Source organism: Acinetobacter lactucae (assembly GCF_013122135.1).
Lineage (GTDB): Bacteria > Pseudomonadota > Gammaproteobacteria > Pseudomonadales > Moraxellaceae > Acinetobacter > Acinetobacter lactucae.
This window is the reverse complement of the sequence record NZ_CP053391.1, coordinates 1,536,097-1,549,298: the sequence shown is the minus strand read 5'-3', so window position 1 is coordinate 1,549,298 and position 13,202 is coordinate 1,536,097. Positions and strand designations below refer to the sequence as shown.

Sequence of the window (13,202 nt, the reverse complement as noted above, 5' to 3'; positions counted from 1 at the left end):
TTTGTGTGATTTACCGTCTCTATTAAAAATTATCATTATCCTATTTTGTACATCCTGTATTTATGAGGTTTTTTATGACTCAGCAGGCATGTGTAATATCGCAACTTACCCTAGAGTTTCCTTCAAAGGTAATGTTTAAGCACCTAAATTTTAGTCTTGAATCGAATGAGCTATCTGCCTTAATTGGTCGTAATGGCCAAGGCAAATCTTTGCTTATGCAAATGTTAAATGAGACATTTGCAGCAGATTCAACTTATATATCAGGGCAAATATCTTGGCATGTAAAGTATGCATATTTACCTCAATTACATCGTTTGACGGCGCAGACCATTGCCGAAGCTTTAAATATCTTAGATATTTATCGAGCTTTTAAAAGAGTTGAACAAGGTGATGCAAGCTTTGACGATTATGATTTATTAGAAGGTAAATGGGAGTTACCTACCTTATGGAATAACATCTTAGAATCTGCTGGCTTACCAACAGATTTAGATTTTCCAGTTAAAAATTTAAGCGAAGGTCAAAAAACCAAGTTGGCTTTAAGCCGTTTATTTCTAAAATCAGATCACTATCTATTACTTGATGAGCCTAGCAATCATCTAGATCAGGAATCTAGACAATGGCTAATTAGTCATTTGAAAAAGCACCCAGCAGGTAGTCTTATTATTAGCCATGATCGGACTTTATTAAATGAAGTAGATCATATTTATCATTTAAATGAACATGGCCTACATCATACAACCGGAAACTATGAAAAATTTTATGGGCAATATCAAACCAATATCACAGCTCTAGAGCAATCTATTCAACAAAAGCAACGCGAAGTTAAACACATGAAGCAAAAGCAACATGATGTATTAATGAAAGCTCAAAAACGTGAGCGTGCTGGCAATAAGTTAAGAGAATCAAATTCTCAAGCCAAAATTTTGCTCGACTTTAAAAAGGAACAAGCAAGCCAAAGTATTGCCGCTATACAAACTCAACATCAACGACAAATTTCGAACAGTCAAAATGATTTGAAAGACAAGAAAATGCTTCTTGAAAGTGTCAAACCTCAACAGTTTGTGTTCCCAACTTTTCAGAAGAAATCAGGTGAAATTCTTCGTATTAAAAAACTTAAACTGAAACATGGAACTCAAAGACCCATTGATCTCGCTGTACAAGCTGCTCAAAAAATTCACATAACTGGACAAAATGGCATTGGAAAGTCAACTTTGCTTAAAGCAATTTATGAACAGGACAAGCAGCCATGTGACAGTATTCACTTATCTGTAGGGTGTTTCTATCTCGACCAGAACTTTAGCTTTTTAACTGATGAGATGACTGTTATTGACAATCTCACCCAACTGAATCATGAGCTTTCAGAAGTCGAGTGGCGGAATTTATTAGGGCAACTCCGAATCCGCGGTGATAAAGGTACACAACTACTGTCTCAGCTCAGTGGGGGTGAAAAACTAAAAGTAGCTTTATTAGCCCTTAGCCAGATAAGCCCTCCCCCTGAACTTCTGTTATTAGACGAACCAGAAAATCATTTAGATATTGAATCTAGAAAGCTACTCGCTCATGCAATTCAGAGTTATGAAGGTGCTGTATTACTCATTTCACACGACCCACAGTTTGTAGAAAATTGCGGTATAAATGAGTCATTTTCGTTAGCTGAATAGGTTTATTCAGACTATTTCTTCAAATTTACTAGTTCTCATTTGAGAGCTAGTAAATTTTATCAATTTTTATTTTTTTACGTTATTTAAGAGTTCTAGGTCTAAATTATATTTCACAGTTTTATTTTTACGAGCACTATTACGCATTTGATAAACCTGAATAATATAATCACCATCGGCTGGTAAAATAAGCTCTCCTTTAAAACCTACGGTTGAGCCAATCAATAATGCGTTATCTTTACCGGGCTTTGTACCAGGTGCAAAAATATTAACGTATGCTAAATTACCAAGGCTATTAATATTAAATTTTAATATTTGACCCTTTTTTGCATAAACTCTATACCGCACATCATCGTAGCCCTGAAATTTTCCAGTTAAAGTGGTATGTGGTGAACCTTGTAAAAAATTAACTTTTTGCTCAATATTTTTCGCGTAGATAGTGAATGAAGTAGTTGAAATCAATGTAGACAATAATAAAGTTTTAATAACTTTTTTCAATTTACTAACCTCAAAATTAATTTCAAATTATTATATTAAAAAATAATTTTATAAAATTTTACTTTATGTACGAGTTTAATGAGTATTAGTTGCTTTTTATAATTAGTAACAAATAAGATATATTATAAACATAAATTACTTTTACTTTTTTATATTTAATTACAAAGTTAAAGCGTAATAGCTAATCAATATATCTGGAAGTATTTTAATGAATATTATTGTTCGTGATGAAGAAATCACAGACATTGAAGCAATTGAAAAATTAACAAAAGCAGTTTTTCAAAATGCTGAACACAGTAGCCATACCGAGCATTTCATTGTTAATAGTTTAAGAACTCACGGTCAACTCACTATTTCGCTAGTGGCAATTGAAGATGGCTCTATTATTGGACATGTTGCTATTTCTCCCGTTGAAATGAGCTCAGGTGAAATAGGTTGGTATGGTTTAGGCCCTATTTCAGTTCATCCAGATAAACAAGGCTGTGGTATTGGCTCACTCCTCATGAATAAATCACTACAAAAATTGAAACAACTCGGAGCCCAAGGATGTGTTTTATTGGGCGAACCAAGCTATTACAGCCGATTTGGTTTTAAAAATTATCCTGAGCTAATTTTGCCGAATGTACCGAGTGAATATTTTCAGGCTGTAACTTTCTCGGGCAATATTCCAAAAGCTAGTGTCAAATATCATGAAGCATTTAATGCGACGCAATAATAAAAACTTATTATCTTTAAAAGAAAACTCCTAAAAATAGGAGTATTCTTTTTCGTTAATTTTGAATAATAATTACTTAAATCATCAGCGTTTATTTAACACGCTCAATCTGAAAAACTTCAATATCGGTAGGTTTAATTCTATGCTTATCTACCTCTCCAACAACACGTACTTTATCCCCTGCTTTTAACTGTAAAGGCTTCCATAAGTCATCATCAATATCAATTACTATGGTACCTGTTGCATCTTTTAGTTCAAAATGATCACCAGCAATATGCTTTACGATGGTACCGGTTAGAGTTACCCCAGCTTCATCAGCCAAAGTTTGTACTTTAGATACTGTGACTACATTTTTTGTGGCTTCTTTTAATAAAGCAGCATCTGGTTTAGCCATCACAGCATTACTACCTAATAAGGCAAATCCAGCCAACGCTGTTAAAAGTATTTTTTTCATTACGATTACCTATTTTTAATATTCATAGTTATATAAACAAATTCTTTTAAAGTTATAGAGTTAGGTTTAGTGAGTTTTTGTATCTTATGAGTATTTTTCTTTACACTTTCTTTGCCCATGGTCGCGTTTTTAATCTTCTTGAGATTTCTCTTCTCTAAATAAAATTATTTTTTAAATCTTTATTGGATATACAAATAGATATTTAATTATTTATTAACAATTACACTTGTTAACGATTCATAAACACATATAATAACGATTATCATTATCTTTACCCTTATAACACAATGAAACATTTTTCAAAAAAAAGATTAGTAAATTCAATTTCTTTAGCTTTTTTGGGATTAAGTGCAAATCAAAGTTTATTTGCTGCTGAAGTATCCATGTTGCCTACTATTAAGGTACAGGCCGAACAAAAGCCTGAAAGTTTTGCTAAAGGAAATCTTGCTTCACAAGCCAATTTAGGCGTTTTAGGTAATAAAAAAATTATAGATACACCATTTAGTATTACTGAATACACCTCAGGAATTATTGAAGAGCAACAAGCCTCTACTGTAGGAGAAGTTCTCAAAAATGACCCAGCAATTCGTATAACAACAAATCAAGGGCATTTAAATGAAAACTTTAAAGTACGCGGCTTTGATTTAAACCATGAGGATATGGCTTATAACGGATTATATGGTGTGGCTCCTTATGGCCGGGTTCCGACTGAATTTTTAGAATCTATTACGTTATTAAAAGGGCCAAATGCCTTAGTTTCAGGTGTAGCACCAACAGGAAGTGTCGGTGGTGTAATTATTGCCCATTCAAAGCGTGCAGATAAGGAACTTACCCGACTCTTTAGCTCATTTGAGGATCAAAATTATTATCAATCTGGTTTTGATATTTCACGCCGATTTGGTCAACAAAAAGAATTTGGTATTCGATTAAATGGGGTCTATGGAGACGGCGAGCATATTATTGAAGAAATGAATGACCGCCATATCTCAGGTGCTTTAGCAGCTGACTACACAACAGATAAGCTCAAAATTAATTTCGACTCTTATGCGATTAAAGAAAATCGTAAAGGAGGATCTCCAGCCATGGTGGCTATGGGTGGGAATAATTCAATCAATCAAGTTATTACACCACCTAAAGGAAATAGTAACTTCTTTCCACATCTTAGGGGAAACACGGAAAGTAAATTTGTAGGATTATCTAGTGAATATAAATTTACACCAGATTTCAAAGCTTTTGCTGGGATCGGCTATATAGAAAAAGAATATCAGGGCCATTTATTCGGTACACGAATGATTATTACCGATACGAATGGTTCAGCAACCTCACAATACTATCAAGTGGGTTCAAAAGAACATAACAAAGCAGCAAATGTAGGATTTGAAAATAAGTTTAATACGGGTTCGGTTAAACATACGGTCGGTTTAAGAGCAGACTATCTAAAACGGAAATATACTCAACATAAAGCTGCTACTACCGCGGCCTTCAATACAAATCTTTATCAGCCCTCTGCAAATGGTGGTATGCCTACTACCCTTCCAGACATCGTTCCTTTTGGTGATAATGAATATATCAGTTACACCTTAACCGATCAGTTATCGATGCTAGATGATAAATTACAGTTAATTTTAGGGGCACGTTATCAAAATATCGATACTAAAAATTTAGTTAAAAATATCTCTTATAGCAAAGATAAAGTATCCCCGAGTTTAGGTATTGTGATTAAACCGTTTGGTGAGAGTCTTTCTTTTTATGCAAGTTATGTAGAAGGATTATCAGAAGGTACTACTGTTGATAATAATAAAGATGCAAATAATAGACGAACTTTTGAGCCATTTCAGACTAAACAATATGAAGTTGGGGCAAAATATCAGGTGGGGACTTGGTTAAATACTTTAGCAATATACCAAATTGAAAAACCAAACACGATGGCTCTCCCTTTCTCTGATCCTCAAGATAAGAATATTACTCAAATTACGGTTGATGGAGCGGAAACACGTTCGCGTGGCATTGAATGGGGTTTCTCAGGTGAAGTATTGGACGGCTTAAATTTATTAGGTAACTTGGCTTATATCAAAGCTGAAATTACCAAAGCTCAGATAAATGTTGGCAATGATATTTATGGAGTACCTAAATTAACAGGGTCATTAGGTTTAGATTATCAAGTTCCACAAATTGAAGGTTTGAATTTAACGACAAGAGCAACATATGTAGGTGAACAATATTTAAATAGTGCTAATACATTAGAGCTCCCTAGCTATACTATTGTAGATATTGGTGCCCGTTATAAAACAGTATTAGGCGGAGTAAGTACAACATTTTTAGCAAATGTGGATAATGTGGCGAATAAAAAATATTGGGAAGGTGTATTCAATGACAACTATGCTGTTATTGGAGGAGCAAGAACCTATAAGGTGGGCCTAACATTTGATTTTTAATAATTTAAAAGCCCTATAAAACAGGGCTTTTTTTATATTTGCTTAAGAACTGTAACTAACTCAAAGTTAGCATCGGCAGCAAAATCAGAAGGAGCAATAAAACCCAATTGATTCCACTTTATAGTTAGACCCACCTTTTCATAGCATTGAGCCACATATTCAGAACATATAAATTCACGGTCAGCCTCAATTCTTTTTAGCTGTTTGGGTGTAAAAGGTATTTTTGATGAAAGAATTCTTGCTGCAATTTTTGCAATTTCGTCATTATCATAGGGATAGCCAAAGAAATTGATTGCATATTGTGTAAGAGCAACCAATGAATCTTTGTTTACCAATTTTGCAAACTGTTTATGGCGAATTACAATCATTCCACCGGGATAAGGTTGTCCATCGTTTGTGTAATCTTCTAAATATTTGGATAACCTTACAGTACGCACGCCAATAGGTTCGACACTTTCTAGCAACATTATACGATCAATAGCATCTAACCGCAGTATAAATGCCACATGACTCCAGACACTCTGTGTTGCCTGTTGAATCATTGTAGAAAATATTCCATTACCCGAACAAAGTAAGATATCGCCATTTTGCAAACTGCTACGTATTTCTCGATAATCAGTAGGCTTTTTTTTAGGAAATTTATCAATTTTCAGCATTTTAACTGACTCAACTGTTCATTATTATTGTTTGACTGAAACTCTATTATAAACAGCAATTGTTATAAAATTGAGAATATAAACGTATATATACACGAAACTTACAAAGAAAAAAGTGCTTACATATAATGAAATATGACTGAATATAACTATTCTTAGGCAATAATATGAGCTAAGCACTGTAGACTCTTTACTGCTTCCACTTCATCTTCAGTTTGCATAACAATCAATCTATCGTATGAAATTCCACCAATTTCAATATAAATTTTTGGATGTGGAAGCTGGGGAATATAGACTTTTAAAGGTTGATAAAGCGCAAGCAGATAACCAAATGAGTCATAAGGATAATGATCATCTTTTAATGTCTTCTTTATCACGACGTAAGTGTTCAATATATTTAAGATAAATCCATATTCATTTTCAGAGTGAAATTTAGCATCCATACCCACCTCCTTGATTAATTTGTATTTTTTATAATCAAAATTAAAGGTTAAATTTCTGATCTGATGGTATTTGAACCAAATTAATTTAAATATAGAGTTATATTTAAAGTAAATGGTTGTGAATTTAAATATATTGAAAACCTAGCATAATAGTCAACATATTTTGAACAGAGCCATTAAAAATAAATATTCTGAGTTACAAATCACACTTTAAGACAAAAATAAATAGATATAAAAAACCCATCTTATGATGGGTTCTGGATATTTAACTAGATTATGAATCTTTATCTATTGAATGAGGAGTTGTGGTTTTATCTTGCTGTTCTGTATCATTTTCACCTTGGCAGGCACTCACACTTAAAGAAATAAAGGCGGCTAAACCCAAAGTTGCTATAATTTTTGTCATGTTTCACCTCATGAATTTTTCAGATTGATGAGTTAATAAATACTTTTAATTAGTTTTACGATCAGCATAGGTTTTTAGGCTTTTTTGTAGATTTAGCGCAAAAATGTAAAGCTCTTTAGTTATATTTCAACTCAAAACTATGCAATTTAATACTAATATTGCTGAGTTAAATTAAAGTAAAAATTAAACATTAACCGAGTGCCTCAAGGTTTTGATAAGTAAATCATATAAATGATCTACAGCTTTCGATTCTAGAGATACTCTACTGCGATAAACAGCAGTCTCCATAGGTTCTAAAGGCCCAAGACCATGATCAGCACCTAATATTGTTAAATGTTCGGGTGCACTACATTGAGTAAACACGGCAATTGCTAAACCACTTTCAACTGCAGCAATTTGACCTGCTAAACTTGAACTGTTGTATACCACACGATAACGGCGTCCTTGTAATGCTAAGGAATTAATAGCACTCTTTTTGGCTTGGCTGGTACTTTCATAAACTGCAATTGGGAGTGGATCTTCTCGCCAGAGTTCAAACTGCGGAGAACCTACCCACACCATCGGTTCATGAAATAAAAGTGTTCCTTGACGAGCGTTATCTCTTGAAATTAATGCTAAGTCTATATCACCGCTTTCTACCCGTGGTATTAAGGAAGTGGACTGCTCACAGATCAATTCGATTTCAACGCCTCCGTAACGTGGCGCAAAGCGCTTAAGCACGGGTGTTAAATATTTTGCTGCATAATCATCGGGTACACCAAGGCGTATACGCCCCTTCAGTTCATCTCCATGAAATGCCATTTGAGCTTCAGCATGTAAGTCGAGAATACGGCGTGCATAACCTAAAAGTAGTTGTCCTTGCGACGTTAACTCAATTTGTCGGTGTGTTCGTATTAAAAGTTGGCATTGCAAAGCTTCTTCTAATTTTTTAAGTTGCATACTCACAGCAGATTGAGATCGATACAACTCAGGTGCTGCATTAGACAGTGATCCTGTATCTACCACCGTGACAAAACACTTTAGCCAATCAATCTGTAAATTTTTTAAATTCATCACGATTTATCTATTCGATTTTCAAATAGTATATAAAAGAATTATGCGCTTTTCTTTATTTGTTATCTCTCCCATACTAAAAATTAGACAAGCTAAACGATACATTTTTAAAGGGAGAATATCTGAAATTGAATAGTGATCTTTATAGATATGCTCTTAATTCGGAATTAAAAGCGATTTAACCAGTTTTTATTATCATTTTAAGTCATGAGATTGTGTTCTTATTAACTTAATAAAATAAGAGCTTAAATAGCAGCCTTTTTTAACAACTTTATCACTTTATATTTCTTAGAAATTATACCTAGGAGGGATTCGTATGCGCCTAAATAAAGAGCTGCTCGCTTCACAAAGTGCAACTTCAGCTTTTGTCCTACTCTGGGGAAGTGCTGCAATTTTTACTCGATGGGGACTCGATAGTGCTTCTCCACTCGCATTCTTAATTCTTCGTTTTTCAATCGCTTTAATTATACTAATTGTTCTTGCTGCTTTTAGACAAAGACTGTTACCGAAACGGGGCACGAGAAAACAAGTTCTTATTACTGGACTCCTTATTATTGCTGGTTATTCAATCTTCTATTTTAAAGCTATGGCTCATGGCGTTACGCCGGGCTTGATTGCAACAATTATGGGCATACAACCCATTTTAACACTTTGCCTTATCGAAAAAAATTTGAAAAAAGAAAGGCTTTTAGGTCTATGTATCGCTTTAGCTGGACTCGTACTTTTAGTGTGGAAGAGTTTAACGACTTCTTTTATTGCTCCAATTGGAATGTTATTTGCCTTAGCTGCCCTGTTATGTATGACATTTGGAGCAATCATGCAAAAAAATATTCAACAGCCACCTACAGATGTGCTCCCTCTTCAATATTTAGTCACCCTTATGGTGTGCATATTGTTTGTTCCGTTTGAGAATTTTGAAATAGAGTGGAATTCACAGTTAATCATTTCAATTCTATTTCTTGGTATTTTAATTTCTGTGATTGCTCAGCTTTTGCTTTATCGACTTTTAAATCAGGGCAATATTGTAAATGTGACAAGCCTGTTCTATTTAGTTCCTGTTGTTACCGCACTTCTAGACTATCTCATTCTAGGAAACAAGTTACCCATCTCAGGTTTATTGGGAATGATCGCCATCATACTCGGTTTAATAATTGTATTTAAAAAGAAATAACTTATTTAGAATTTAGTATAAAACCCTCGATCGAGGGCTTTATATCGAGTCAAAGACTAGTCTAAATTTTTCCAGTCCTTACCGATTTGAGCTAATGCTGGAAGTTCATCACTATTAAAAACATTAGAATTACGATCAATAGCAAATCGATAAATGGGCACAGAATCAGCTTCAGTTTTTTTATAGAAACTGAAGTTTTCAGTAATATGATAATTGCCGGCTTCTGTAGACTTTACAGCCGTTCCTGATGGGATATGGATATAACTTTCACATTCCACTTCAACATTATTTCCAGCAAGATCTTGGTAGGAAAATTTCATATTCTCATCCTTTTTAAATTTTTATGATTGAAAAAAACTTAACATGCTATCTGACCAGATTATGGAAACTTTTTTCAACTAATTGTTTAAGTGTGTATATTTAGTTAAAACTCAAAATGGTTCTTCAAGATAAAATTCTATTTCAAATGCTTCTTCTCAAAGTCACAATCCCAATCCTTTAAAACCTCGCTCATCAAGTTCTTTAAGCTCCTCAAGTGTATACAACCGTCCTTCTGGATCAAAAAACTTATCAAAGTCGAATTGTCCTTCTTTATATAGTTGATATCTTTTAGGCCCTAACCACTCTTTTTGAAAGAAATCATCTGTTAGTTTAAAAAACTCTCTAAATGACATATTTGCATCTAATTGGCCAATTAACTGTTCACGTTCATTTTTAGGAATATTCTTAAATTTTCTCTCATCCATAATGAAGGCTCGACTGCCAACTAGCTGACCATCCTCATGAGTTGGAACTAGAATACTGCGGCAATGAGGATGCAAAGGCGGAACTTTTTTTGTAGGATCATTGATATTCCACACACTGCTGTCCAGGGCTGCACATACTTTTGAGGTTCTGCCATCAAGAACACTTACAAATCTGACATATTCAAACTTTAACTGTTTATAGCTGTTTAAATAGGCCTGATTGGATATATGACTTCGAATCGTACGCACAGTCCGTTCAATATCAATCTTAGAACTATTTAATAGTCCATCTTCATATTTAAGGCGTTTAGTCCCTCGGATCCTTTGAATAATTTGCTGATTTGTTGCTCCAGTATTGAGGCCATCTCGAATTGCATACTCAACTCTTTGACGGGCGACCTCGGCAATTGTAGAAAGTAATTCGTCCACCAATGCTCCACCTGCTAAAGGAACACGTTTAGCAGCTTTATAGAGCTGTTCACCTTTTAATTCTTTATGTTTGCCACCAAAAACTTTTGACATATATTTGGCTTCATAAATAGCCAATGCCACAGCAGAGATTGTAAAAGTTTCAATGAGCACAGCATTGGTGGTATCAAACCACTGAGAAATTAGTGCACGTATCTCTTTTAATGGGGCTGTTGAGTAAAGCCCACCCGCCAATGCGGTTTTTTCCTTTTCATTTAGCTCATCTAACAGATTACTTAGTTTAGTCAGCATGTTAACTGTTTCGTAATTAAATAAATTAAGAAGTTCATTGACCGATCTTGAAGATGCTCGATATAGATAAGCTTGATGTTGAGTCAGAACATCAAAAAGTGATTTCTGATGAAGATTAATCATAAAAATTACCTCTACAGAATTGCCCTTTTTGTTATTTTCTATTTGTTTGCATCACCTTATGTAATTTGCTTACTATTAATATCTCTAGAATAAGTGATGACTAACAAGTGTACCTACGTAAAGTTATTTAGCTAACAGCTTATCCTTGTAATTTATATCTTTATAAACTTGTCTCGTGTCTAAACTACACAATCTCTTTAATGCTGAGTAAAACAGCGTTACTTGGAATACTTTTAAGTATTTTCTTTTGTTGTTTTCTCCATTCTTTATGAAATTTTTTATCAGATTGTTCCGAAAAAATATCTCTATGATTATTGCTATAAGCACAACTCTTATTTCCAGAATGCGGACATGGCCAATTGTTTAAGTGAGGTGTCAAAACAGCGTTACTCATTAATGAAAGTTCTTCTAATCTAATTAAATTCATATTTACTTCCTTGCTTACACCTGCCAACTGACTCTTCAAAATATTCATCCAAACTTTATCTTGAATAATTTAAAGACGGCTATGGTTCTATTTCCCAAGCCAGTCTGGCCTACACACAAATACCACACCCTTAAAAAAGCAAAGTGCAAGTTTTGTATATTGATTTACCAATGATGTAACTTGTTATATGCGTAAATAAATAAAGGTTAAGTAGAATAAGAAGCTATGTAGAAGGTTTTCTTCTCAGTTACTCCAATTTCAGTTATACTAGCCTTAGTATGAGATGAGCCTTATATAGTTCATTGGTAGATCAATGAATGACTAAGCCCTTCGCTTTCGAGCAAGGGCTTTTTTAATGCATATTTTTGGAAAAATTAATTTTAGCTGACTCGCCGATTCACGCCTCAGTTTGCCTTTACTCATCAGGTCTGTTAGATTGGTCTTGTTCATCAACTCCTATTGTCGATGAATACTGAAGCCTGATTCGTAGCATCAGGCTTTTTTATGCTTAAAATTTTATAAATATTGATCGGAATGGCTTTTCTAATAGGAATCAATAAAGAATTAAAACGCTAAGAAGCTAAAAATAATTGTTTTTCAACTGCACGACGTCTAACTAATCCAGCCAAACGCTTACCTCCTGCGTTTACCCATACATCAAACTGATTTGCGGCCCCTTTGTAATCACCTGAGTTTAACTTTTTTAGTAAGGTCGATTTTTTAAAGGCGCCTACACCAATGTTATAAGTTAGAGATACTAATGCATCAAATTGAGTTTGTTTTAGAGGAACTTTTACAGCGCTATTTACGGCACGTTCAAATATTTTCAAATCATGCTGCATATATGCTTTGGCCTGCTCAAGGGTACATGTATCACCTTTTTGAACGCTCGAACCATTTGGATATCGAGTTGTACCATAACCAATACTCCAGATGCCTGTACCATCATCATAGGCCTTTAAACGTAATCCTTCAAAATTACAAATCTGATTTATTCCCTCCAAACTGAGAATCATCTCATCAACTGCAAAACCAATTTCCGCAGTACCATTATCAGTTGCTGTAGCAATATGGCGATTTGAAACGTCATTTGGTCTAGACCTAGCAGTAAAAATCTTAAGGAAATAATCCAATATTTTTTGCATTTAAAGCCCTGTTGTATTACTTCTTGTATAAATATATAACCACATATATCAAGACTAATTTTTTATTTCTAAATCATTGAGGGAGAATGATTTAACCACCATTCGGGCTAGTTAAACCTAAAAATATCACTCAAAAATTTAAAATGCCCAATGTTGAATTGGGCTATGCTTTATTCTTCGACTTCGATCGGATCGCCATCTTCAGGACGAATATGACGCTCACCATCATCTGCCGGATCGACACTAGAGCCATCTTTGGTAATGCTGTTATATAACTCATCCTCTTTTTTATCATCGATAAATTCTTCATCTGCAAAATCAAGAGGTTCTTCATCATCGTCAAAATTTAAGGGTTTTTCTTCATCTATCATGAGAGTTATCCTTGACTTAACTTGTGTTATTCCATGCTTAATTAATTACGAGATACATTCAACCCTAAACAATCATCATTTGTGTAACAGACACTTTAAGATACATTTATATAAAAAAACCGCCCCAAAAGGCGGTTAATAAAATCCTGTTATGGAGAAATCAAACAATATTATTTCTTTT

At 34.1% G+C, this 13,202-nt stretch carries 15 protein-coding genes and 1 pseudogene; 4 read left to right on the top strand and 12 right to left on the bottom strand.

The genetic code is table 11. The annotated features are described in order from the left end of the window. Positions 1-74 precede the first annotated feature (74 nt). Positions 75-1,661 carry an ATP-binding cassette domain-containing protein gene (locus HLV59_RS07190; protein ID WP_171429635.1) on the top strand — a complete coding sequence of 529 codons (1,587 nt, stop codon included), beginning with the start codon at positions 75-77 and terminating at the stop codon, positions 1,659-1,661. Between the two features lie 66 nt (positions 1,662-1,727). On the opposite strand, the gene HLV59_RS07185 is transcribed toward HLV59_RS07190, so the two are convergent. Both HLV59_RS07185 and HLV59_RS07180 read right to left on the bottom strand, forming a co-directional pair. Further along, a complete protein-coding gene (locus tag HLV59_RS07185; RefSeq protein ID WP_081173428.1) occupies positions 1,728-2,156 on the bottom strand; it encodes a DNA breaking-rejoining protein in 429 nt (142 codons plus the stop codon). A 35-nt stretch (positions 2,157-2,191) separates the two neighbouring features. After that, positions 2,192-2,272 (bottom strand): annotated as a pseudogene (locus HLV59_RS07180) (hypothetical protein); the annotation flags it as partial. Positions 2,273-2,364: 92 nt separating this feature from the next. On the opposite strand from HLV59_RS07180, the gene HLV59_RS07175 reads away from it, so the two are divergent. Continuing rightward, entirely contained in the window at positions 2,365-2,871 is a 507-nt protein-coding gene (locus HLV59_RS07175; RefSeq protein WP_171429634.1) for a GNAT family N-acetyltransferase, read from the top strand. 91 nt (positions 2,872-2,962) lie between these two features. Here the strand turns inward: HLV59_RS07175 and HLV59_RS07170 are convergent, their stop codons facing one another. Then, positions 2,963-3,325: a NirD/YgiW/YdeI family stress tolerance protein gene (locus tag HLV59_RS07170; protein ID WP_016145729.1), complete on the bottom strand. Its 363-nt coding sequence runs from the start codon at positions 3,323-3,325 to the stop codon at positions 2,963-2,965. Positions 3,326-3,612: 287 nt separating this feature from the next. Between HLV59_RS07170 and HLV59_RS07165 the strand changes: the two genes are divergently transcribed. Then, the gene (locus tag HLV59_RS07165; RefSeq protein WP_171429633.1) at positions 3,613-5,760 is read left to right on the top strand and encodes a TonB-dependent receptor; all 2,148 of its coding nucleotides are present in this window, start codon (positions 3,613-3,615) and stop codon (positions 5,758-5,760) included. 32 nt (positions 5,761-5,792) lie between these two features. On the opposite strand, the gene HLV59_RS07160 is transcribed toward HLV59_RS07165, so the two are convergent. From HLV59_RS07160 to HLV59_RS07145, 4 genes are all read right to left on the bottom strand, one after another. Further along, on the bottom strand, positions 5,793-6,416 hold the full coding sequence (locus HLV59_RS07160) for a C40 family peptidase (RefSeq protein WP_171429632.1): 624 nt from the start codon (positions 6,414-6,416) through the stop codon (positions 5,793-5,795). A gap of 155 nt (positions 6,417-6,571) precedes the next feature. Beyond that, a complete protein-coding gene (locus tag HLV59_RS07155) occupies positions 6,572-6,859 on the bottom strand; it encodes a hypothetical protein (protein ID WP_016145732.1) in 288 nt (95 codons plus the stop codon). Between the two features lie 274 nt (positions 6,860-7,133). After that, entirely contained in the window at positions 7,134-7,265 is a 132-nt protein-coding gene (locus HLV59_RS07150; protein ID WP_016145733.1) for a hypothetical protein, read from the bottom strand. A gap of 183 nt (positions 7,266-7,448) precedes the next feature. Further along, positions 7,449-8,318 carry a LysR family transcriptional regulator gene (locus tag HLV59_RS07145; protein WP_031948725.1) on the bottom strand — a complete coding sequence of 290 codons (870 nt, stop codon included), beginning with the start codon at positions 8,316-8,318 and terminating at the stop codon, positions 7,449-7,451. 316 nt (positions 8,319-8,634) lie between these two features. On the opposite strand from HLV59_RS07145, the gene HLV59_RS07140 reads away from it, so the two are divergent. Then, positions 8,635-9,489 (top strand): DMT family transporter, encoded by an 855-nt coding sequence (locus HLV59_RS07140; protein ID WP_171429631.1) that lies wholly within the window; start codon positions 8,635-8,637, stop codon positions 9,487-9,489. Between the two features lie 56 nt (positions 9,490-9,545). Here HLV59_RS07140 and HLV59_RS07135 read toward each other — a convergent pair whose 3' ends face one another. The 5 genes from HLV59_RS07135 to HLV59_RS07115 all read right to left on the bottom strand — a co-directional run bounded on the left by HLV59_RS07135 (position 9,546) and on the right by HLV59_RS07115 (position 13,021). Next, complete coding sequence (locus HLV59_RS07135; protein ID WP_125740101.1) at positions 9,546-9,809, bottom strand: hypothetical protein; 264 nt, start codon at positions 9,807-9,809, stop codon at positions 9,546-9,548. Between the two features lie 162 nt (positions 9,810-9,971). Further along, the gene (locus HLV59_RS07130) at positions 9,972-11,078 is read right to left on the bottom strand and encodes a minor capsid protein (protein WP_171429630.1); all 1,107 of its coding nucleotides are present in this window, start codon (positions 11,076-11,078) and stop codon (positions 9,972-9,974) included. Positions 11,079-11,262: 184 nt separating this feature from the next. Beyond that, positions 11,263-11,505: a hypothetical protein gene (locus tag HLV59_RS07125; protein ID WP_016145738.1), complete on the bottom strand. Its 243-nt coding sequence runs from the start codon at positions 11,503-11,505 to the stop codon at positions 11,263-11,265. A gap of 572 nt (positions 11,506-12,077) precedes the next feature. Further along, positions 12,078-12,650 carry a lysozyme gene (locus tag HLV59_RS07120; RefSeq protein ID WP_087088022.1) on the bottom strand — a complete coding sequence of 191 codons (573 nt, stop codon included), beginning with the start codon at positions 12,648-12,650 and terminating at the stop codon, positions 12,078-12,080. Positions 12,651-12,820: 170 nt separating this feature from the next. Further along, the gene (locus tag HLV59_RS07115) at positions 12,821-13,021 is read right to left on the bottom strand and encodes a hypothetical protein (protein ID WP_002114613.1); all 201 of its coding nucleotides are present in this window, start codon (positions 13,019-13,021) and stop codon (positions 12,821-12,823) included. Positions 13,022-13,202 lie beyond the last annotated feature (181 nt).